The sequence below is a fragment of the Achromobacter sp. JD417 genome (genome assembly GCF_041879325.1).
Lineage (GTDB): Bacteria > Pseudomonadota > Gammaproteobacteria > Burkholderiales > Burkholderiaceae_B > Achromobacter > Achromobacter mucicolens.
In genome coordinates, this window is record NZ_CP087159.1 from 3,532,296 (window position 1) to 3,553,580 (window position 21,285).

The 21,285-nt window shown below is 67.1% G+C and carries 18 protein-coding genes; 8 read left to right on the plus strand and 10 right to left on the minus strand.

Annotated features, from left to right (window positions below; translation table 11 throughout):
• Positions 1–38 precede the first annotated feature (38 nt).
• On the minus strand, positions 39–2,060 hold the full coding sequence (locus LN047_RS16250; protein WP_373979587.1) for a ligand-gated channel protein: 2,022 nt from the start codon (positions 2,058–2,060) through the stop codon (positions 39–41).
• Between the two features lie 211 nt (positions 2,061–2,271).
• Here LN047_RS16250 and LN047_RS16255 point away from each other — a divergent pair, with 211 nt between their 5' ends.
• Positions 2,272–2,985 carry a response regulator gene (locus LN047_RS16255; protein ID WP_373979588.1) on the plus strand — a complete coding sequence of 238 codons (714 nt, stop codon included), beginning with the start codon at positions 2,272–2,274 and terminating at the stop codon, positions 2,983–2,985.
• Positions 2,985–4,388 (plus strand): ATP-binding protein, encoded by a 1,404-nt coding sequence (locus tag LN047_RS16260; RefSeq protein ID WP_373979589.1) that lies wholly within the window; start codon positions 2,985–2,987, stop codon positions 4,386–4,388. Before LN047_RS16255 ends, LN047_RS16260 begins: the two co-directional genes overlap by 1 nt.
• Before the next feature lie 37 nt (positions 4,389–4,425).
• On the opposite strand, the gene LN047_RS16265 is transcribed toward LN047_RS16260, so the two are convergent.
• From LN047_RS16265 to LN047_RS16275, 3 genes are all read right to left on the minus strand, one after another.
• A complete protein-coding gene (locus tag LN047_RS16265) occupies positions 4,426–5,244 on the minus strand; it encodes a TatD family hydrolase (RefSeq protein ID WP_373979590.1) in 819 nt (272 codons plus the stop codon).
• 80 nt (positions 5,245–5,324) lie between these two features.
• Positions 5,325–6,038, minus strand: coding sequence for an ABC transporter ATP-binding protein (locus LN047_RS16270; RefSeq protein WP_056318936.1), 714 nt, complete (start codon positions 6,036–6,038; stop codon positions 5,325–5,327).
• Entirely contained in the window at positions 6,031–7,311 is a 1,281-nt protein-coding gene (locus LN047_RS16275; protein WP_056318935.1) for a lipoprotein-releasing ABC transporter permease subunit, read from the minus strand. Before LN047_RS16275 ends, LN047_RS16270 begins: the two co-directional genes overlap by 8 nt.
• Before the next feature lie 130 nt (positions 7,312–7,441).
• On the opposite strand from LN047_RS16275, the gene LN047_RS16280 reads away from it, so the two are divergent.
• Positions 7,442–8,392: a hypothetical protein gene (locus LN047_RS16280; RefSeq protein ID WP_373982141.1), complete on the plus strand. Its 951-nt coding sequence runs from the start codon at positions 7,442–7,444 to the stop codon at positions 8,390–8,392.
• Complete coding sequence (gene recJ, locus LN047_RS16285; RefSeq protein ID WP_373979591.1) at positions 8,374–10,074, plus strand: single-stranded-DNA-specific exonuclease RecJ; 1,701 nt, start codon at positions 8,374–8,376, stop codon at positions 10,072–10,074. Before LN047_RS16280 ends, recJ begins: the two co-directional genes overlap by 19 nt.
• A gap of 171 nt (positions 10,075–10,245) precedes the next feature.
• On the opposite strand, the gene LN047_RS16290 is transcribed toward recJ, so the two are convergent.
• Complete coding sequence (locus tag LN047_RS16290) at positions 10,246–11,556, minus strand: MFS transporter (RefSeq protein WP_373979593.1); 1,311 nt, start codon at positions 11,554–11,556, stop codon at positions 10,246–10,248.
• A gap of 255 nt (positions 11,557–11,811) precedes the next feature.
• Between LN047_RS16290 and prfB the strand changes: the two genes are divergently transcribed.
• The 4 genes from prfB to LN047_RS16310 all read left to right on the plus strand — a co-directional run bounded on the left by prfB (position 11,812) and on the right by LN047_RS16310 (position 15,585).
• Positions 11,812–12,916 (plus strand): peptide chain release factor 2 gene (prfB, locus tag LN047_RS16295; protein WP_108696343.1). Its coding sequence is split into 2 segments (ribosomal slippage): positions 11,812–11,892 and positions 11,894–12,916, totalling 1,104 coding nucleotides; the frame shifts between segments, so codons are not numbered across the junction.
• A 43-nt stretch (positions 12,917–12,959) separates the two neighbouring features.
• Positions 12,960–13,715 (plus strand): SDR family oxidoreductase, encoded by a 756-nt coding sequence (locus LN047_RS16300; RefSeq protein ID WP_128828489.1) that lies wholly within the window; start codon positions 12,960–12,962, stop codon positions 13,713–13,715.
• 10 nt (positions 13,716–13,725) lie between these two features.
• Complete coding sequence (gene lysS / locus LN047_RS16305) at positions 13,726–15,249, plus strand: lysine--tRNA ligase (RefSeq protein ID WP_056318923.1); 1,524 nt, start codon at positions 13,726–13,728, stop codon at positions 15,247–15,249.
• 15 nt (positions 15,250–15,264) lie between these two features.
• Positions 15,265–15,585, plus strand: a complete 321-nt coding sequence (locus LN047_RS16310) for a preprotein translocase subunit TatB (RefSeq protein WP_175155759.1) — start codon at positions 15,265–15,267, stop codon at positions 15,583–15,585.
• Here the strand turns inward: LN047_RS16310 and LN047_RS16315 are convergent.
• From LN047_RS16315 to LN047_RS16335, 5 genes are read right to left on the minus strand one after another with little or no spacing between them, the layout of a single operon-like run.
• Positions 15,569–16,219 (minus strand): TetR/AcrR family transcriptional regulator, encoded by a 651-nt coding sequence (locus tag LN047_RS16315; protein WP_152384749.1) that lies wholly within the window; start codon positions 16,217–16,219, stop codon positions 15,569–15,571. The two genes, LN047_RS16310 and LN047_RS16315, sit on opposite strands and share 17 nt — an antisense overlap.
• Before the next feature lie 5 nt (positions 16,220–16,224).
• Positions 16,225–17,379: an acetyl-CoA C-acyltransferase gene (locus tag LN047_RS16320; protein WP_373979594.1), complete on the minus strand. Its 1,155-nt coding sequence runs from the start codon at positions 17,377–17,379 to the stop codon at positions 16,225–16,227.
• Positions 17,376–19,220, minus strand: a complete 1,845-nt coding sequence (locus LN047_RS16325) for a long-chain fatty acid--CoA ligase (protein WP_373979596.1) — start codon at positions 19,218–19,220, stop codon at positions 17,376–17,378. The genes LN047_RS16320 and LN047_RS16325 overlap by 4 nt, the downstream gene beginning before the upstream one ends.
• A complete protein-coding gene (locus tag LN047_RS16330; protein WP_056318911.1) occupies positions 19,217–20,038 on the minus strand; it encodes an ABC transporter ATP-binding protein in 822 nt (273 codons plus the stop codon). The genes LN047_RS16325 and LN047_RS16330 overlap by 4 nt, the downstream gene beginning before the upstream one ends.
• Positions 20,039–20,090: 52 nt before the next feature.
• Entirely contained in the window at positions 20,091–21,272 is a 1,182-nt protein-coding gene (locus LN047_RS16335; protein WP_056318909.1) for an ABC transporter substrate-binding protein, read from the minus strand.
• Between the last annotated feature and the right edge of the window lie 13 nt (positions 21,273–21,285).

Genomic DNA, 21,285 nt, shown 5'->3' on the forward strand with positions numbered 1-21,285 from the left:
CCTCTCTGTGGCGGGGCGCAATTGCGCCCCCATAACACTCAGAACTTCACGCCCACGCCCAGCCAGTAGCGGCGGCCGTCCTCGACATAGCCGAAGTCGTCGTAGGCGACCTGTTTGTCGAACAGGTTGTAGATGCCGGCGTACACCGACACGGTCTTGTTCACGGCGTACGAACCGCCCAGGTCCACGAAGGTGTAGGACGGGGCCACCAGCGCGTCCGACGACGGGCCTGTGGTCGGCTGGCTTTCGCGGCCGCGGAAGTTCACGCGCGCCCAGGCCTGCAGCGCGTCGGACGGCTGCCAGTTCACCGTGGTGGTGAACAGGTGCTTGGGCAACTGGTTCAGCGGCTCGCCCTTGTATTGGCCCGACTTCTGCTCGGACTTCGTGAAGGTGTAGCTGCTGGTCATCGACCAGTCGGCCGCCAGCGGCAACTTGAGGCTGGCTTCGACGCCGCGCGACACGGCCTTGTCCACGTTCATGTAGGTGGTGGGATTCGAGCCGAACTGGTTGGGGCCGTCCGTGCACTGCGTCAAGGGGCAAGCCACCCGGGTGATCTTGTCCTTGAAGTCGTTGTTGAACAGCGTGACGCCGGCGCTCACGCCTTGGCCGTCGTCATACAGCAGGCCGATTTCCTGGGTCACGGACTTTTCAGGCGTCAGGTCCGGATTGCCGTACATGTTGCCGCCACGGCTCGTCTGGCCCCAGCCGGCCACGGTCTGGCGCAGGTCGGGCGCGCGAAAGCCCGTGGAGACGCCGCCCTTCAGGGTCCAGCGTTCGGCCATGTGCCACACACCGTACAGACGCGGGCTGAAATGGCTGCCGAAGTTCTCGTCCTGGTCCATGCGCAGGCCGGTCGTGACGGCGAAGCTTTCGGTCAGGCGCCATTCGTCTTCGGCGAACAATGCCCATTGATACCGTTCGACCTTGCTCGGGCCGCCGGCAAGCTGGTTGCCCGTCTGATCGTTCAGGCGCTGGTTCAGGTAACTGCCGCCCAGCGTCAGCATGTGCGAACCCAGCGGCAGCGACCAGCTGGTCTGCAGGTCCAGGTTCTTGATCTTCATCTGGCGCGAGCGGTTGTCGAACTCTTCCTGCTGCACGTAGCTGTCGGACACGCCCCAGCCCCAGCGGCCAGTGTGCGACAGCGCCCACTTGCTGCTGCGGTAATCGGTTTCCGAGGATGCCGGGCAGCCCGTGCGCGGGCACGCGGTGCCGGGCGGCAGCGGCTCGACCGTCTTGCCCAGGGTGTCCTGGAACTTCTGGCGCATCGTGGTCGCTTCCAGCACGATGTCGTGATCGCGGTTGGGCGTGAGCGCCAGTTTGGCCGTCACGCTTTCGGCATTGCGCTTGCGAAAGCCGTTGTAGATGTCGTCTTCGTCGCGCTGGGTGGCCTGGCCGTAGATCTGCAGGCCCAGCAGGTCGTTCTTGATCGGGCCGGCCAGGTAGAAGTTGCCTTGGTAGATGTCGCCCGATTTGCTGCTTTCCTGGATGGTCGTATCCATGCGGATTTCGCCATGCCATTGGTCCGGTACCTTGCGCGTGATGATGTTGATCACCCCGCCCATCGCGTCCGAGCCGTACAGCGACGACATCGGCCCGCGCACGACTTCAATGCGCTCGATGGCCGACAGCGGCGGCGTCCAGCCGCCTTCGACGCCCGTCGAATCCGAATTGGTGCGGGTTTCGCGCGAGTTCTGGCGCTTGCCGTCAATCAGGATCAGCGTGTACTTCGGTCCCATGCCGCGCAGGCTGATGTCCTGGCGGTCGCCGCCGCCCGTGACGATGACGCCGGGCACTTCCACCAGCGCGTCGTTCAGGTCGCGGTAGAACTTCTTGTCCAGGTCTTCGCGCGTGATGACGCTGATCGAGGCGGGCGCATCCTGGATGCGCTGCTCGAATCCGCTGGCGGTCACGACCACCGTGTCCATCGTCGTGGTGGCGTCCGCGGCCTGGGCCCAGACCGCTTGCGGCGCAATGCCGAAACCCGCGGCGCACAAGGCGGCGGCCAGTTGCGTGCGCGACGCGGCGATGCGCTGGCCCGTGGCCACTTCTTTCCTGCTCATGATTCCAACTTCTCCCGTCCCCGGTTTGCACCGCACCCCACGCGCGGCGTTACGCCGGCTCCCACTTATTAATGAAAACCATTCTCATATTAGAATTGGGGCTTGCAGCACGCGGCAACACGCTTTCCGCAACTTTTATCTTCTTTGCACTTCTTGACACTGCGCCGTGCACCCTTCGGCCAAACTGCCGGATGCACGACGCCCAACACGCATGCTCTTGAATCATTCAGCGGTGGCGCGCCGCATCCTGCTCATCGACGACGACGTCGAGCTGGCGCAGATGCTGCGTGAATACCTGGAACCGAATCAGTGCCAGCTCACGCTGGCGCACACCCGCTCGCAAGGCCAGACCCTGCTGGCGCAGGACGACTTTGACCTCGTGCTGCTGGACCTCATGCTGCCCGACGGCAATGGTCTGGACCTGCTCAAGCACTACCGCCAGCGCTCACGCCGCCCCGTCATCATGTTCACGGCGCACGGCGGCGAGACCGACCGCGTATTGGGGCTGGAATTCGGCGCCGACGATTACCTGGCCAAGCCGTTCAGCCCACGCGAACTGAAGGCCCGCATCACGGCCGTGCTGCGCCGCTTCGAGCACGCCCCCGCCCCCGCCAGCCCGTCCCTCAGCCTGGGCGCGCTCTCGCTGGACCCGGCGACGGGCCGCGCGCGCCTGGGCGGGGACGAGGTCATGCTGACAGGCGCCGAACAGCGCATCCTGGAAATCCTCATGCGCGCGCCCGGCCAGGTGATCGCACGCGACCAGATCGGCCTGTATGCGCTGGGCCGCACCCCAGACCGGTACGACCGCAGCATCGACACGCACATCAGCAGCCTGCGCAAGAAGCTGCGCCTGGATCAACACGCCGACATGCTGTCCATCCGGAATCTGCGCGGGCTGGGCTACGTGCTGGCGGGCGCCGCGTGATGACGCTGCTGCCCGCCCGCTCGCTCTTCTGGCGCGCATTCCTGACGTTCTGGGGCGCCATGGCGGTCATCCTGGTCTGCGGCATGGTGCTGACCGCCAGCGTGGCCTGGTACCGCTTCAATTCGCTGGATGGCCTGAACCCGGGCAACCTCACGCGTGACGCCGCCCAGGTGGCGCGCACACAGGGCGAAGGAGGCCTGGCGCGCTGGGTCCGCGCCATGGACGACAACTACTCGGCGCTGAAGATCTACATCATGGATGCAGAGGACCGGGACATCCTGGGCAGGCGCCTGCCCACGCGGCTGCATGACTGGCTGGTCGCGTACCGCGCGGGGCCCGACCGGGCGACGCAGTCCGACTACGCGCCGGCCGATCCCGCAGGCGAGCGCGTCTCCTGGTGGGAACCCCAGACGCTGATGCTGCCGGACGGCTCGGAAATGCTGATGCTGTTCCTGCCCTTTGACTCGTCGCGCTGGGAGGTGCTGGCGTTGTCGCCCGTCGCGCTCGCGCTGCTGCTGTTCGCGCTGGCGGTCACCGCGCCCTTTTGCTGGGCGCTGACCCGCCACATCACCGCGCCGCTCGCGCAACTGCGCCAGGCCACGCATGCCCTGGCCGCGGGACGCCTGGACACGCACACCCCGGCCAAGCTCGCCACGCGCAAGGACGAACTCGGCCTCTTGGCGCGTGACTTCGACGCGATGGCCGTGCGCCTGAAGGCGCTGGTCGATACACGCGAGCAGCTCCTGCACAACGTCGCGCACGAACTGCGGTCGCCGCTTGCGCGCCTGCGCCTGGCCTCGGAACTGGCGCGGCGCAACGACGAACGGCGCGATCTGCAGCTGGACCGCATCGAACGCGAATGCGAACGCCTGGACGCGCTGGTGGGCAACACGTTGCGGCTTGCCCGCGTGGGCGCGCTGCCCGTGCCCACCGAACCGCTGGATCTGTCGGAAGTCGTATCGGGCGTGGTGGACGACGCGCGCTACGAGGCGGAGGGCCGGCGCCTGCGAATCGATTGGGAAACGCCGGCGCCCATCCTGATCGCCGGCGACCGCGCCAGCCTGGCCAGCGCGATCGAGAACGTGCTGCGCAACGCCCTGCGCTTCGCGCCCGCCGAAAGCGTCATCCGCGTGCGCTTGCTGACCAGCGCCACCGAGGCCAGCCTTGAAATCGAAGACCGCGGTCCGGGCGTCGCCACGCAGGAACTCGCGTCGTTGTTCGAGCCCTTCTATCGCGCGGGATCGGCCGCCGCCGCCCACACGCCAGGCGGCGGGGCGGGGCTGGGCCTGTCGATTGCGCAAGCCGCGATCGCCGCGCACAAGGGAACGATATCGGCCCGTAACGTGGCGCCGCAGGGCCTGAGCGTGCGCATGGACCTGCCGCTGCTGACATCGCCATCGTAAGACGGCGGGCACGGCGCCCGGGTCGAGGACGTGGCGGTCAGTCCGCGTCGGCCAGGATGGCTGCGGGCAGCCTGGGCAGCACCCGCATGGCATTGGCGGTCGTCGCGTGCGCCACCTGCCCCGGCGTGATGCCGCGCAGGTCCGCCAGCACCTCGGCAATACGTGCCAGTTCGCCGGGACGATTGCGGCGGTTGGGCTCGTGCAGCCAGGCGGGCGGAATGTCGGGCGCGTCGGTCTCAAGCACCAGATGCTCCAGCCCGACGTCCACCGCGTGCCGGCGAATCTGCAGCGCCCGCTCGAACGTCATCGCGCCGCCCATTCCCAGGGCGAATCCATGATCGATGAAGGCCTGCGCCTGCTGGGCGCTGCCATTGAACGCGTGCGCAATGCCGCCGATACGCGGATGGCGGCGCAGGTATTTCAGCAGGATGTCCTGGGATTTGCGCACGTGAAGCAGCACCGGCAGGCCAAATTCGACGGCCATGTCCAGCTGCGCGGCGTAGAAGCGCTCCTGGCGCTCGCGCGGCGCGCCGGACGCAATCTCCGGCACGAAGAAATCCAGCCCGATTTCGCCAATGGCGACAAAGCGCGGATCGCCAAGCGATGCCTTGATCGCCTCGCGCAACGCGTCCAGATCGGCGTCGTCGGCGCGTTGGACGTACAAGGGATGAATGCCCAGCGCGTAGGCGCCGCCGGCGATGCTGCCGGCCAAGTCACGCACGATGGCGAAGTTGGCCCGTTCGATGGCCGGGATCACGATGGCCTGGACGTCGGCGCGGGCGGCGTGATCCGCGACCTCGGTGCGGTCGGCATCGAATTCAGCGGCGTCCAGGTGGCAATGGGTGTCGATGAGCATGGGCGTGTCCTCCGAATGCGGATTATCCGCCCGCGGCCGCCGCGCGGACCAGCGCCCGGCGGCTTTCGCTGCGGACCGGGCTAGCCGGACACCAGGCGGCCGTTTTCCATCAGCAACTGACGGTCGGCGCGGGCGGCAAGCTCGGGATCGTGCGTCACGATCGCAAATGCCGTGCCCGACTCCTGGTTCACCCGGGTCAGCAATTCGAACATATTGTGGGCGGTGTGCCGGTCGAGGTTGCCCGTGGGCTCGTCGGCCAGGACGCACACCGGTCGCGTCACCAGGGCACGCGCCAGCGCCACGCGCTGGCGTTCGCCGCCCGACAACTGCCCCGGAAAGTGGCCTTCTCGGGCCGACAGGCCCACCAGACCCAGGACTTCGCGCGCGGCCTCGCGCGCCTTGTCGCGGTTCTCGCGGCGCACGATCAGCGGCATCGCCACGTTGTCCAGCGCGGAAAACTCCGCCAGCAGATGGTGGAATTGGTAGACAAAGCCCAGGCTGCGGTTGCGCACCGCGCTTTTCCGCGATTCGGACAGCCCGATGCCCAACTGGCCATCAACGGTGATCGAACCGCTGGTGGGCACGTCGAGCAGTCCAAGGATATGCAGCAAGGTGCTCTTGCCGGATCCCGAGGCGCCCACGATGGCGACCATCTCGCCGCGCGCGACGGACAGGCTGACGTTGCTGAGCACTTCGATGCGGGCGGGGCCTTCGTCGTAGACCTTGACGATATTCTCGGCCTGCAGCGCCGGGGTGGCGCCGGCCTGGGGCGTGTGCGTCGGGGAATCAATCATGGCGCAGCACCTGTGCGGGTTGCAGGCGCGAGGCGCGCCAGCTCGGATACAAGGTCGCCAGCAGGGACAGCACCAGCGAGGTCACGCCGATAGTGACGATGTCGCCCACCTGGGGATCGGACGGCAGCGCGCTGATGAAATAGATCTCGCGCGGCAGGAAATGCACGCCCAGCATGCGCTCGATGAACGGCACGATCACATCGACGTTGTAGGCGATGGCAATGCCGCCGGCCACGCCCAGCAAGGTGCCGATCACGCCGATCAGCGCGCCTTGCACCAGGAAGATGCGGGCCACTTCGCCCGGCCCCGCGCCCAGCGTGCGCAGGATGGCGATGTCCGATTGCTTGTCCTTGACGGCCATGACCAGCGAGGACAGCAGGTTGAACGCGGCCACGGCCACGATCAGCGCCAGGATCAGGAACATCATCCGTTTTTCGGTCTGGACCGCGGCAAACCAGGTGCGGTTGTTGCGCGACCAGTCGCTGGCCATGACATAAGGCGGCAGGACGTTGCGCAGCTCGGCCGCCACCTCGGGCGCCTTCTGCATGTCGGCGATGCGCAGGCGCACGCCGGCGGTGCCGCTTTCGCGGAAAACGCGCGCGGCGTCTTCGTTGTCGACGAAAGCCAGCGAGGAATCGTATTCATAGTGGCCGGACGAGAACACGCCCACCACGGTGAATTGGCGCATGCGCGGCGCGAAGCCGGCCGGGCTGATCGAGCCCTGGGGCGCCATCATCAGCAGCGTGTCGCCCACCTTGACGCCCATGCCGTCGGCCAGTTCATTGCCCAGCACCACACCGAAGCCGCCGGGTTTCAGGTCTGTCAGCTTGCCCGACACCATTTGCCGGGGCAGGTCCGACACATTGCCCTCGGTGGCCGGATCGATGCCGCGCACCTGAACGCCGCGTAGCGCCTGGCCCCTGACCAGCATGCCCTGCGCCGCGACGAAGGGCGCGCCCGCCTTGACCTCGGGGTTGCGCTCGGCGGCGGTGGCAAACTGTTGCCACTGCTCCAGCACCCGTTCGGGCGACGCGCCGGGAAGGTAGAGTTCGATGTGCGGCAGCACCGACAGCATGCGATCGCGCACTTCTTTCTGAAAGCCGTTCATCACGGACAGCACCACGATCAGGGCGGCGACGCCCAGCGCGATGCCCGCCATGGAGCTGGCGGCGATGAAGGAGATGAAGCGATCGCGGCGGCCGCGTCGCTGGCGGATACGGGCAAGACCCGCATAGCGGGCGCCGATCCAGAGTTCGTAGGGTATTTTCAGCACGTGCGCATTATTGCATTAACCGTCCGCAAATCGCCGCGCGGATGTGCGGATCCTAGACCAGCCGTGACAACGTATGGCAGTTCCGGACGGCGTGAAGTTCCCCATGCCGCCGCGGACTACAATCGCGCCCATGCTGATCGTCATTCCGGGCGCGTTGCCCGCCCTTCCCGTCGCCGCCGAACTGGCCAAGCTCCTGCCCGAGCGCGCGCCCACCCTGCACGGCTGGCTGCAGGCCGCGGCCGCCCGTCCGCAGGCTTACGACCTGCGCGCCCACGGCTGCACGGCCTTCGAATCCTGGCAACTTGCACGGGCGGGGTACGCCGCCGAGCCCGGCCTGCTGCAAAGCGCGGGCCTCGGCCCGCTGCTGGCCGCAGAACAGTCCAGTGCCTCGCCGCAAGAGCCCGTCTGGCTCTGCGAACTGGTTCATCTTGCCCTGGGCGCGGACCAGGCCTCGTTGCTGGATCCCGCCTTGATGGACCTGACGGAATCGGAAACGGCCGCCCTGCTGGAAACCGCCCGCCCCCTCTTTGACGGCACCGGCTTCTCGGTCGAGCCGCTTTCGCCCCAGCGGTGGCGCCTGCGCCTGCCGGCGGACCTGCGCCCCCAGACGGCCAGCCCGGCAGCAGTGGCGGGAAAGCGCCTGAATGACTGGTGGCGCCAGGATGCAGAAGCGCGTCCGTGGCGGCGCCTGCTCAATGAGATCCAGATGGCGTGGCACGAACACCCCGTCAACGATGACCGGGCCGCGCGCGGCCTGCCGCCCGTGAACGCCCTGTGGCTGTATGGCGGCGGCACGCCCTGGACGGCGGCGCCCGCCAGCCCGGCCCAGGTGCTGACGGAACTGGACGCGCCGCAACGCGCCGGCGACTGGGCCGCCTGGCTCGACGCGCTGGCTGAATTGGACGCGCGCCACCTGCGCCCGCTGGCGGCCGCCAAAGGCCTGCCCGCCACGCCCATCGAACTGCTGCTGCTGGGCGATGACCGCCAGGCCGCCCTTGACCTGAAACCGCGCGGGGGCCTGCTTGGCTTGCTGCCCGCGCCCAAGAAGAACTGGAGCGCCTGGTGGTCTCACCCCGCTTAACGATCCGTCCGGCCGACCTGGCCGCCTGTCAAATCCTCGAATCCTCCGGCATCCATCCGCTGCTGGCCCGCCTGTGGGCCGCGCGCGGCGTGACCCACCCCGACCAGACCCGCCTCGCCTGGCCGTCCCTGCTGCCGCCGGCGGGTCTGACGCACTCGGCGCACGCCGCCGCCGTCCTGGCCGATGCCATCCAGGCAGGCAAGAAGCTGCTGATCGTGGCCGACTACGACTGCGACGGCGCCACCGCCTGCGCGGTCGGCCTGCGCGCGCTGTCGGCCATGGGCGCGGATGTCGACTTCCTGGTGCCCAACCGGTTCGAAACCGGCTACGGCTTGTCGCCCGCCGTGGTCGAGCTGGCCTGCCGCCACCGCGCCGGCAAGCCCGACATCATCATCACCGTGGACAATGGCATCGCCAGCGTCGACGGCGTGGCCGCCGCCAATGCCGCCGGCATCGGCGTCGTCATCACCGATCACCACCTGCCGGGCGACACCCTGCCCGAGGCGCTGGCGATCGTGAATCCCAACCAGCCGGGCTGCGGCTTTCCGTCCAAGAACCTGGCCGGCGTGGGCGTCATCTTCTACATGATGCTGGCGCTGCGCGCCGAACTGCGCCGCCGCGGCGTGTACGCCCCCGACGGCGGCCCGCGCCTGGATGCGCTGTCCGACCTGGTTGCGCTGGGCACCGTGGCCGACGTGGTCAAGCTCGATGCCAACAACCGCCTGCTGGTCACGCAAGGCCTGCAGCGCATGCGCAGCGGCCGCCTGCAGCCGGGGCTGCGCGCGCTCTTCGCCGTTGCCGGCCGCGAACCGCGCAGCGCCAACGGCTTCGACCTGGGTTTCGCGCTGGGTCCGCGCATCAACGCCGCGGGCCGCCTGGCCGACATGAGCCTGGGCATCGCCTGCCTGACCACCGCCGACGAGGCGCAGGCGCTGGAAATGGCGCGGGAATTGGACAACATCAACCGCGAACGCCGCACGATCGAAGCCGAGATGCGCGAGCAGGCGCTGGCCGCCATGGAAGCGCCCGACGCCGCCGCAGGCGCGAGCGTCTGCGTGTTCGACCCGGGTTGGCACCAGGGCGTCGTGGGGCTGGTCGCCTCGCGCCTGAAGGAAAAATTCTGGCGTCCCACCCTGGCCTTCGCGCCCGCGGGCGACGACGAGATCCGCGGCTCCGGCCGGTCGATCCCCGACGTCCACCTGCGCGACGCGCTGGACCTGGTGTCCAAGCGCCATCCCAACCTGATCCGCAAGTTCGGCGGCCACGCGATGGCAGCCGGATTAACGCTGGGCAAAGCCGATTTCCCGGCCTTCGCCCCCGCCTTCGACGCCGCGGTGCGCGAACTCACCGGACGCGACACCTTCGAACCCATCATCGAAACCGACGGCTCGCTGGAAACCGGCTACGCCAACGCCGACGTGGCCGGCATGCTGCAACAGCAGGTGTGGGGTGCCGGCTTTGCCGCCCCCCTGTTCCTGGACGAATTCACCGTGCGCAACCAGCGGCTGGTCGGCGAAAAGCACCTGAAACTGTCCCTGGAACGCGGCCACCAACGCTTTGACGCCATCTGGTTCGGCCACGACCAATCGCTGCCGGAACATATCCAGGCGGCGTACCGCCTGGAACAGAACGTGTGGAATGGGATGGTGTCGGTGCAACTGGTGATCGAACACGCCGGGTAGTACGCGGCGGTGTCTCGCACCACGTGAGGCACCGTCGGCGCACGCAGGTGTCTGACACCCATTGAGACGCCGGCGCACGCAGGCGTCTGACACCCTCTGAGACGCCGGCCCAAGCCGACGCGCCTCTCCCCAGGGTGTCAGACACCTATGAGACACCGCCGCTCGGCAGCGCTACTTGTTCACCAGCATCGCCGGCTGCGCCAGCGCCACCAGCGCGCCCACCACCAGGCAGCCGGCCAGCATGTACAGCCCCGTATTCGTGGTGCCGGTCATGTCCTTTAACCAGCCCACCAGATACGGGCTGACAAAGCCGGCCAAGTTCCCCACCGAATTGATCAGCGCAATGCCCGCAGCGGCCGCCGTTCCGCCGAGCAGCGCTGTCGGCAGGCTCCAGAACAGCGGCAGCACCGTGCAAATGCCGATGTTGGCCACCGTCAGCGCCAGAATCGCCAGCGCCGTATTGCCGCTCCACACCGCCGACAGGAACAGCCCCACCGCGCCAAACAGCGCCGGCAACGCCACGTGCCAGCGGCGCTCGCGCTGCCGGTCAGAATTGCGCGAAATCAGGATCATGCCGATCACGGCGAACAGGTTGGGCACCGCCGTCAGCAGACCGATCGCCAGCGGGCTCTGCACGCCGGTGTTCTTGATGAGACTCGGCATCCAGAACCCCACCCCATACAGCCCCATCACGAACGAAAAGTAGATCAGCGCCATCGCCCACACCCGCGGCTTGGTCAGCGCGGCGCGGATCGGCGGATCTTCCTTTTGCTGTTCCTCGGCCGCAATGTTGCGGATCAGCACGGCCTTTTCATTGGCCGTCAGCCACTTGGCCTTGTTGATGCGGTCATCCAGATAGATCAGCACCAGCACGCCGATCACCACAGACGGAATCCCTTCCAGCAGGAACAGCCACTGCCAGCCCGACAGGCCGTGGTCGCCGTGGAACGTCGCCATGATCCACCCGGAAATCGGGCCGCCGATGAGGCCGGACATGGGCACGGCGGTCATGAAGAACGTGGTGATGCGTCCGCGCCGGGCGGCCGGGTACCAATAGGTCAGGTACAGGATGATGCCCGGAAAGAAGCCGGCCTCGGCCGCGCCCAGCAGGAATCGCAGCAGGTAGAACATATGCTCGCTGGTCACGAACATCATGCACGCCGAGATGATGCCCCACGTGATCATGATCCGGGCGATCCAGATCCGCGCCCCCACCTTGTGCAGGATGATGTTGCTGGGAATCTCGAAGAGAAAGTAGCCGATGAAGAAAATACCGGCGCCCAGTCCATACACCGTCTCGCTGAACTGCAGTTCCTGCAGCATCTGCAGCTTGGCGAACCCCACGTTCACGCGGTCCAGGTACGCCACCACATAGCAGACCACCAGCAGCGGCACCAGCCGCCAGCCCACCTTGCGGTAGATCCGGTCCTCTTCGCTGGCGCCGAGCGCCGGCGAGACCCCGGGGGGCATCGTGTTTTCCATCACTGTCTCCATTCCTCTGGCGGGATAGGCCGGCGCGGGGCCGGCGTTGTCGCGGTCCGCGTCCCAAACGGGGACATCGCGGCCACCAGGCAAGGCTAGAGCCGTCGGGTTGACAAAAGACTGAACAACTGGATTTACCCCCGCGCGACCCGGGAAATGGCACCCGCCGCCCGTGCCCGCGACGCACGCCCGCGAACAGGCTCCATCCACGGTAAAATGCCAGGTTTCGCACAAAGTCATCAGGACAGGATCATCATGGAAGCCGAACGTCAGAACCAGCTCGCAGCCCGCCTCGCCGACTACGCGGAGCGCGAACAGGCTCTACGGAGGTATCTTTGACTACGATGCCAAAGCTGAACGCCTCCAAGTCGTAAACGCCGAACTCGAAGACCCGGCCGTCTGGAACGACCCCAAGCACGCCCAGGATCTGGGCCGTGAAAAGAAATCGCTCGAGGACGTGGTGGAAACGCTCACGAGCCTGGGCGCCGGCGTGGCCGATTCCCAGGAACTCTTCGAAATGGCCGCCGCCGACGATGACGGCGACACGCTCGAAGCGATCGAACAGGACGCCGACGCCTTCCAGGAAAAGCTCGAAGCCCTGGAATTCCGCCGCATGTTCTCCAACCCGGCCGATCCCCTGAACTGCTTCCTGGACATCCAGGCGGGCGCGGGCGGCACGGAAGCGCAGGACTGGGCGTCGATGCTGCTGCGCCAGTACCTCAAGTACGCCGAACGCAAGGGCTTCAAGGCCGAGATCCTTGAAGAATCCGACGGCGAAGTCGCGGGCATCAAGTCGGCCACGATCAAGATCGAGGGCGACTACGCCTTCGGCTACCTGCGCACCGAAACCGGCGTGCACCGCCTGGTCCGCAAAAGCCCCTTCGACTCATCGGGCGGCCGTCACACGTCGTTTGCCAGCGTCTTCGTGTATCCGGAAGTCGACGATTCCTTCGAGGTGGAAGTGAACCCCGCCGACTTGCGCGTGGACACCTACCGTGCCTCGGGCGCGGGCGGTCAGCACATCAACAAGACCGACTCGGCCGTGCGCCTGACGCACATCCCGACGGGCATCGTCGTGCAGTGCCAGAACGACCGTTCGCAGCACCGCAACCGCGCCGAAGCCATGCAGATGCTGAAGTCCAAGCTCTACGAACTGGAAATGCGCAACCGCATGGCCGAGCAGCAGAAGCTGGAAGACTCCAAGACCGACGTGGGCTGGGGCCACCAGATCCGTTCGTACGTGCTGGACCAGAGCCGCATCAAGGACCTGCGCACGAACGTCGAAATCTCCAACACGCAGAAAGTGCTGGACGGCGACCTGGATCCCTTCATCCAGGCCAGCCTGAAGCAAAACGTCTAAGTTCCGCGATTCTTCCCGCTTACACGCACCCAGAGGTCCACGAATGTCCGACACCATTGCTATTCTCACCGGCGCTTCGCGCGGCATCGGCGCCGCCATGGCGCGCGGCCTGGTCAAACCCGGCACCCGCCTGATTACCCTGGCGCGCCGCGAAGACCCCGAGCTCGCCGCCCACGCGCGCTCGCAGGATGTGCAGCTGGAACAACTGTCCGTGGACCTCTCGGACCTGAAAGCAGCCGAATCCGCGGCCGAACGCATCTGCGCCGCGCTGCCGCGCGATGCCAAACGCTATCTGCTGATCAACAACGCGGGCACGGTGCATCCGGTGGCACGCACCGACGAACTCACCGACGGCGCGGCCATCACCGCCGCCTTCAACCTGAACGTCACGGCCGTCATGCTGCTCACGGCTCGGTTCCTCGCCGCCGTCGCTGACATCAAGGCCGACCGCCGCATCCTGAACATCTCCTCCGGCGCGGGCCGCAATCCCAACGCCGGCTGGGGCGTGTACTGCGCCACGAAGGCCGCGCTCGACATGCACGCCCGCGTCGTCAAGCAGGAACAAGGCGCTGACGGCGCCCGCATCGTCGCGCTGGCCCCCGGCATCGTCGACACCGACATGCAAGCCGCCATCCGCGCAAGCGACCCCGAAAGCTTCCCCGCGCTGGCCAAGTTCCAGGACTTCCATGCCACCGGCAAGCTGTCCTCGCCCGCCAACGTAGCCTCCCGCATCCTCGCCTACCTGGATCGCGAAGATTTCGGCACGACCGAAATCGACGACATCCGCAATTACGACTGATCCCCCGACCATGACCGACCACTCGACCACTCCGGCACCCGCCCAGGATGAAAACCGCTTGATCGCCGAACGGCGCGCCAAGCTGGCCAAACTGCGCGAAGCCGGGGTCGCGTACCCCAACGATTTCGTCCCGGACGCCCGCGCCGCGGCCCTGCATGACAAGTACGACGGCCAGGAGCAGGAAGCCCTGGCCGCCGCCGCGGTCAACGTCAAGGTCGCCGGCCGCATGATGCTCAAGCGCGTCATGGGCAAGGCCAGCTTCGCCACGCTGCAGGACAGCACCGGCCGCATCCAGATCTACCTGGATCGCGGCACGCTCGGCGAAGATGTCTACGCCGCGTTCAAGCAGTGGGACATCGGCGACATCATCGCGATCGAAGGGTCGGTCTTCAAGACCAACAAGGGCGAACTGTCGGTGCACGCCGCCTCGGCGCGCCTCTTGTCCAAGTCGCTGCGCCCCCTGCCCGACAAGTTCCACGGCGTCGCCGACCAGGAACTGCGCTACCGCCAGCGCTATGTCGACCTCATCATGACCGACGCCACGCGCCGCACCTTCGAGGCGCGCAGCAAGGCCGTGGGCAGCATCCGCCAGTTCATGCTGAACGCGGGCTTCCTTGAAGTCGAAACGCCCATGCTGCACCCGATCCCGGGCGGCGCGGCGGCCAAGCCCTTCGTCACGCACCACAACGCGCTGGACATGGAAATGTTCCTGCGCATCGCGCCCGAGCTCTACCTCAAGCGCCTGATCGTCGGCGGCTTCGAACGCGTGTTCGAAGTCAACCGCAACTTCCGCAACGAAGGCGTGAGCCCGCGGCACAACCCCGAATTCACGATGATGGAGTTCTACGCAGCCTTCGCGGACTACCGCTGGCTCATGGACTTCACCGAAGAGCTGATCCGCCAGGCCGCCATCTCGGCCACCGGCAGCGCTGTCCTGACCTACCAGGAACGCGAGCTGGACCTGTCCAAGCCCTTCGACCGCCTGACCATCTGCGAAGCCATCCTCAAGTACACCGACGGCTACACCCAGGCCCAGCTCGACGATCCGGCCTTCGTGCGCGCCGAATTGAAAAAGCTGGGCGCCGACGCCGACGGCCCTGTGCTGTCGCGCGCCGGCCTGGGCGCGCTGCAACTGGCGCTCTTCGAAGAGACCGCCGAAGCCAAGCTCTGGAACCCCACCTACATCATCGACTACCCGGTCGAAGTCTCGCCGCTGGCGCGCGCCTCCGATACCCGAGAAGGCATCACCGAGCGGTTCGAGCTCTTCATGACCGGCCGCGAAATCGCCAACGGCTTCTCCGAGCTGAACGACCCCGAAGATCAGGCCGAGCGCTTCCGCTCGCAGGTCGAGGCCAAGGACGCCGGCGACGAGGAAGCCATGTTCTACGACGCGGACTACATCCGCGCCCTGGAATACGGCATGCCCCCGACGGGCGGCTGCGGCATCGGCATCGACCGCCTGGTCATGCTGCTGACCGACAGCCCCAGCATCCGCGACGTCATCCTCTTCCCGCACCTGCGCCGTGAAGACTGATCGTCGGCGCGCGTCATGATCTTCAAGATCCTGATGCTGCTGCTGGTCGTGGCGGGGCTGGTCTACTGGATCAAGCAACCCCGCCGCGTCCAGCCGGGCGCGCCCTACCGGTCCGCCCCCGTGCGGCGGCCGGCATTCATTGCCTTGTGCGTGGCCACCGCCATCTCGCTCATCGCCGCGATCCTGACCGCCCTGCTCTGGATGGGCGGCGTGGCTGGCGGCGTCACGGGCGGCGGTTATCACGGCGAAGCCGATTTCCTCTTGCCCGTCGCGGCCTCGCTGCTGGCGCTGTCGGTCGCCTGCGCCGTCGGCGCGTTCATCAAGCGGCGCGGCTAGGCTCCACGGGCCACCTGCCCGCCCCCGCGGGCAGCGCCGGCAACGCCGCCTGCAACATGGCGTCGATGAAGGCGGCGGGGGCCAGTCGCCCGCCCGGCTTGTACCATTGCACCGTCAAGTTCATCGCGCCCAGCACGCATCGCTTGATGACGCGCGCATCGCCCCGCAGCAAACCCGCCTGTACCGCCCCCGCCACCACGGACTGCCACATCGCCTCGTAGCGGTCGCTCAGCACCTTGACCGACGCCTGGCTGGGCGCCGACAGGCTGCGCCATTCGTACACCAGCGCGTTCATCGCATCCCCGCCCGCGCCGTGCAGCATGCTCCACATATGCACGCGAAACAGCGCCGCCAGCCGGTCTGCCGGCACGGCATAGCAGTCCAGCGCCTTCTCGCCCAGGTCGATCACCTCCTGGATACCGTTGTTCATCACGGCGACCAGAATCTCTTCCTTGCTACGGAAATGGTGGAACAGGCTGCCCGACTGCAACCCCACCGCCTTGGCCAGCTCACGCACCGTCGTGCGCTCATACCCGCGCTTGCTGAAGAGCCGGCCGGCCGCCAGGACCAATTCCTGGCGCCGCTGCGTCTCCGCGCCCTCGTCCCGCGACACAGCGGTCCCGGTCTTGTCCATGCAGGTCAAACCCTCTGGATGATGGTCGCGGTCGCCATGCCGTGCCCGATGCACATGAGCTGCATGCCCAGCTCGCCTTCGGTCGCCTCCAGCCCCGCCAGCATCTTGGCCATCAGGCCCGCTCCCGTGGCGCCCAGCGGATGGCCGTGCGCAATCGCGCCGCCCCACGGATTCACGCGCGTCAGGTCCGCGCCCAGTTCGCGCTGCCAGGCCAGCACCACGCTTGCAAAGGCCTCGTTGATCTCGATCCAGTCGATGTCCTCCAGCACCAGGCCCGCGCGCGCCAACGCCTGCTGCGCCGCGGGGATCACGCCCGTCAGCTGCATCACGGGGTCCGAACCCACCACCACACGCGCCAGGAAGCGCGCCCGGGGCCGCAAGCCATCGGCCAGCGCCGCGTCCTTGTCGCCCAGCAGCACCGCCGCCGCGCCATCGGCGAGCTGGCTGGCGTTGGCCGCCGTCACACCGCCCTCGCCCGGCGCGCGCATTGCGGGCGCCATAGCCGCCATCCGGGCGGCGTCCGTCGTTTCGCGGATGCCTTCGTCGCGGCGCGCGGCTTGCGCCGGGCCCGGCAGCAGCTCGGCATGCAGCCCCGCGCTGGCTGCCGCCCACGCGCGCGCGTGACTCTCGCGCGCCCACGCGTCCATGTCGGCCTGCGACAGCCCCCATTGGCTGGCGATGCGCTCGGCGCTCTCGATCTGGTGAATCAGCGGATAACGCGCCAGCAACGCCGGGTTCAGCGATTCGAATCCCCGGAATTCGCTTTGGCCCAGCGTCACGTCCAGGAACATCGGCACGCGGCTCATGCTCTCGACGCCGCCGGCGACCACATAACGCATGTCGCCTGCGGCGATGGCCTGCGCGCCAAAATGCACGGCCTGCTGGCTGGACCCGCACATGCGGTTCAGCGCCACCCCCGGCACACTCTCGGGCAGCCCGGCCAGCATCGCGGCCAGCCTGCCGATGTTGGCGCCCTGCTCGCCCGCCTGGCTGACGCAGCCGGCGATCAGGTCCTCAACCTTGTCGCCCGGCAGGCCCGCGCGCGCCAGCAGCGCGTGCACGGTGTCCGCCAGCAGCGTGTCGGGCCGGGTCTCGGCCCACCATCCGCCGCGACGCCCGAACGGCGTGCGCACGGCTTCCAGGATCACGGCTTGGTTCATGCCGTCGTCTCCTCAACATAGAGCGATTCGATTTCGTTGGCGTAGGCGCGGTAGATGCTGGCGCGCCGCACCTTCATCGTTGCAGTCACTTCGCCATCGTCGTGGTCCAGTTCCTTGGTCAGCAGATGGAAACGCTTGATCTGCGAGACGGGCGCCAGCCCGGCGTTGGCGCGCGTGACCTCCTGCTGGACCAGTTCGCGCACCTGCGGGCATTCCGCCAGCGACCGGAAATGCGTGAACGCGATGCGCCGCGATTCGGCCCATTTGCCCACGGTGTCGAATTCCAGCTGGATCAACGCCGTCACGTACTTCCTGCCGTCGGCAATGACAATGCATTCTTTCACGTACGGACTGCCCTTGACCGCGTTCTCGATCTCGGACGGCGTCAGGTTCTTGCCCCCCGCCGTGATCATGATGTCCTTGAGCCGGTCCACGATGCGCACGCGCCCGTCTTCCTGCGCCACGACGTCGCCCGTGTGCAGCCAGCCGTCACGCACGGTGTCCGCGGTCGCCTCCGGGTTCTTGTAGTAACCCTGGAACACCATGTCGCCACGCACCAGCAGTTCGCCGGAGTCGCCGATGCGCCACTCCACACCCAGGATCGGCTCGCCCACCGTGCCCACCTTCACGCGGTCCGGATGCTGTCCGAAGATCATGCCCGCCGACTCCGTCAGGCCATACACCTCGATCTGCGGCACGCCCAGCGTGCGAAAGTAGCGCACCACGTCCGGCGGAATCGGCGCGGCGCCTGTCATTGCCACCCGCACACGACGCAGGCCAACGAAATTCTGCAGCGCGCGCAGCACCAGCCAATACCACAGCCAATGCGTCAGCCGCTCGCCCACGCGATACTGCGCGGGGGACTTCTCCAGAAACGGCGCGCACTGTGCCAGCGCCTTTCGGTACAGCCACTGCTGCAACCGGCCGGCCTCCTGCATCTTGATCGAGATCGCGGCGTGCAGTTTTTCCCAGATGCGGGGCACGCCCAGGAAAATCGTCGGCGCGACTTCGCGCAGGTCCTCCTGCACCGTGCGCAGCGACTCGCCAAAATTCACCTGCGTGCCCAGGTAGATGGGCACGAACGTGGACAGCATCTGCTCGGCAACGTGACACAGCGGCAGGTACGACAGGTGCACGCTGGATTCATCCATCGACAGGCGATCGGCGATGCCCGGCGCCACGCCGCGCATGTTGCGGTAGCTCAGCATCGCGCCCTTGGGCTTGCCGGTGGAACCCGACGTGTAGATCATCAGCCCGGTGTCGTCCAGGCGCTGCCCGTCCAGCATCGTATTCAGCGCGGCCAGCTCCACGGCTTCGCGCCGGCCGCCATCGGCCTCGACTTCGGCAAAGGTCACGATGCGCGCCCGATCCGCCGCGCCATACGCGCGCAGACCCTTCGTTTCAATGACCACGATGCGGCGCAAATTCGGCAGCCGATCCGCCACGTGCAGCACCTTGTCGGTCTGCTCCTGGTCTTCGCAGACCACCAGTTCGACGTCCGCGTGCGCCAGCACGTAGCCCATTTCTTCGGCCGGGCTTGTGGAATAGACGCCCACCGCCACGCCGCCGGCCGCGCACGCCCCCATCTGCGTCAGCAGCCACTCCACCCGGTTGTCCGAGACGATCGCGACCCGGCCGCCCGCGCTGAGCCCCAGCGCGCGCAGTCCCAGCCCCACGCGGCATGCGCGCTGCCAGTACTGGTCCCAGGTCAGCGGCTTCCAGATGCCAAAGTCCTTTTGCCGGATGGCAACCGCCGACGGCTGGCGGCGCGCCTGCTCGCGCAGCATCTGCGGCAGCGTCAGTTCAGGCCAGGCGCCCGGATCCCTGTGCGCGTCCATCATGACAGCCAGCGCTTGCGGCGCTTGTAGTGCTTGATGTCGCGAAAGCCCCTGGCCTCGCCCGTTCCGCCCACACCCAGATAGAACTCGCGCACGTCGGGGTCCGCCGCCAGCTTGTCGGCCGAACCGTCGATCACCACCTTGCCGGTCTCCATGATGTAGCCGTAATGCGCCACCGCCAGCGCAACCGAAGCGTTCTGCTCCACCAGCAGCATCGACACCCCCTGTTCGATATTGATGCGCGCGATGATCGAAAAAATGCTCTCGACCAGCATGGGCGACAGGCCCAGCGATGGCTCGTCCAGCAGCATCAGCGTGGGCTGCGCAATCAGCGCGCGACCGATGGCCAGCATCTGCTGTTCCCCGCCGGACAGATAACCGGCCAGTCCGCGCCGCCGCTCGAAAAGCCGCGGAAAGTAGCCGTAGACCAGATCGAAGTCCGCGCGCGCGGCGGGCCTTCCGGTCAGCGCATAGGTTGCCGCCACCAGGTTTTCTTCGACGGTCAGGTCTTCGAACACGCGGCGCCCTTCCATCACGTGCGCCAGGCCCGACCGCACCAGGTTCTGCGGCTTGATGCCCGCCGTGTCGCCGCCAGCGAACACGATCTGGCCGCGCACCAGTTCCCCGTCCTCCAGGTCCAGCAGACCGGATACCGCCTTGAGCGTGGTGGATTTGCCAGCCCCGTTGCTGCCCAGCAGCGCGACGATGCTGCCGGCCGGCACCGACAGGGACAAGCCGCGCAGCACCTGCACCGCCTTGTTGTAGACGACCTCGATGTTGTTGATGTCGAGCACCGCCTTGGGCGGCGCGGCGGCGTTCATGCCTGAACGAACGCCCTGTCCTGCCACGTCCTGTCCCTGGTTCACGGCAGCCTCACTTGAGCACGATCCAGTCGGACGCCGGCACCATCTGCTTTTGCTTGACGTCCGCGCGATAGATCCGGCCCACCGGAATGGAGTTGCCCTTGATGGTGATCGGCACGCCGATCAGCCCGCCCGTATCGAAATCCTTGATGCCATCCAACGAGGCTTTCATGTTGGCGGCGGTCAGCTCCTTGCCCGCGTCCAGCGTACGCTTGGCGACTTCCGAGAACAGCATGGCGGCCAGGAATCCCTGCATGTAGCCCGTGCTCTGGTACTGCGGCCGCATTTCGCGGATCTTCTTGAGCATCGGCGCGTCGGCGGCCTGATCGTAGTAGTAGCGGTACGGCATCACGCCCATGAAGCCCTCGGCGTCCTCGCCCATCTGCATCACGGTCGAGTTGTCCATCGTCCAGAACGTGCCCATGTAGCGCGTCTTCAGGCCCATGCGCTTGCCCTGCCCCACAAACTCGGGAATCGGCGCCAGCACGTAGCCATGGAAGATGGTGAAGTCAGGGTCGGCGCGGCGCAGCTTGATGACCTCGGTCGACACGTCCACGCTGCCCGGCGGCGTCATGATCTCGGTAGCCACCTTCAGGCCCAGCTTCTCAGCCACCGCACGCGAACTGGCGATCGGATCGCGTCCGAACTCCGTGTCCGAATACACGAACGCCACCTTGGCGCCCGGCTGTTCCTTGGCGATATAGCGCAGCAGGATGCCGAACATCTCGGTGTAGTCGGGCCCCAGCATGAACTGGGCGGGATACTTCGCCGGATCGTTCAGCTCGGTCGCGAAGGACGCGCCCGTCATCAGGATGTCGCCCGTGCGGTTCAGCTCGGCATTGATGGTCTTGGAAAAGCCGGTCGAATCGCCGTAGTAGAAGTTGACCTTGTTCTGGCTGGTGATCTTCTTGAACGCCGCCACCGACGCATCCACCTTGTAGGCCGTGTCCTCGGGCACGTAGCGCAGCTTGCGGCCCTTGATGCCGCCCTGGTCGTTGATGATCTTCACGTAGTCCGTGATCCCGGCGTGGATGCCCTGCCCGGCAAAGGCAAACACGCCGCTCAAGGGAATCGAGCCGCCCAGCACCAGGTCCTCGGCCGCCTGCGCCGCGGGCGCCGCCGCCAATGCCGCCGCCAGGCCCAACGGGGCCAACAACCTCGATAAACCGCTGCCTATCCGGATGCGCTTCATGGTTTGTCTCCTG

Excerpts from the sequence above, each read along its gene's own strand:
- LN047_RS16250 (WP_373979587.1), bottom strand. The coding sequence starts at position 2,060 with ATGAGCAGGAAAGAAGTGGCCACGGGCCAGCGCATCGCCGCGTCGCGC.
- LN047_RS16255 (WP_373979588.1), top strand. The coding sequence starts at position 2,272 with ATGCTCTTGAATCATTCAGCGGTGGCGCGCCGCATCCTGCTCATCGAC.
- LN047_RS16260 (WP_373979589.1), top strand. The coding sequence starts at position 2,985 with ATGACGCTGCTGCCCGCCCGCTCGCTCTTCTGGCGCGCATTCCTGACG.
- LN047_RS16265 (WP_373979590.1), bottom strand. The coding sequence starts at position 5,244 with ATGCTCATCGACACCCATTGCCACCTGGACGCCGCTGAATTCGATGCC.
- LN047_RS16270 (WP_056318936.1), bottom strand. The coding sequence starts at position 6,038 with ATGATTGATTCCCCGACGCACACGCCCCAGGCCGGCGCCACCCCGGCG.
- LN047_RS16280 (WP_373982141.1), top strand. The coding sequence starts at position 7,442 with ATGCTGATCGTCATTCCGGGCGCGTTGCCCGCCCTTCCCGTCGCCGCC.
- LN047_RS16290 (WP_373979593.1), bottom strand. The coding sequence starts at position 11,556 with ATGGAAAACACGATGCCCCCCGGGGTCTCGCCGGCGCTCGGCGCCAGC.
- LN047_RS16300 (WP_128828489.1), top strand. The coding sequence starts at position 12,960 with ATGTCCGACACCATTGCTATTCTCACCGGCGCTTCGCGCGGCATCGGC.
- lysS (WP_056318923.1), top strand. The coding sequence starts at position 13,726 with ATGACCGACCACTCGACCACTCCGGCACCCGCCCAGGATGAAAACCGC.
- LN047_RS16310 (WP_175155759.1), top strand. The coding sequence starts at position 15,265 with ATGATCTTCAAGATCCTGATGCTGCTGCTGGTCGTGGCGGGGCTGGTC.
- LN047_RS16315 (WP_152384749.1), bottom strand. The coding sequence starts at position 16,219 with ATGGACAAGACCGGGACCGCTGTGTCGCGGGACGAGGGCGCGGAGACG.
- LN047_RS16320 (WP_373979594.1), bottom strand. The coding sequence starts at position 17,379 with ATGAACCAAGCCGTGATCCTGGAAGCCGTGCGCACGCCGTTCGGGCGT.
- LN047_RS16325 (WP_373979596.1), bottom strand. The coding sequence starts at position 19,220 with ATGATGGACGCGCACAGGGATCCGGGCGCCTGGCCTGAACTGACGCTG.
- LN047_RS16330 (WP_056318911.1), bottom strand. The coding sequence starts at position 20,038 with ATGAACGCCGCCGCGCCGCCCAAGGCGGTGCTCGACATCAACAACATC.
- LN047_RS16335 (WP_056318909.1), bottom strand. The coding sequence starts at position 21,272 with ATGAAGCGCATCCGGATAGGCAGCGGTTTATCGAGGTTGTTGGCCCCG.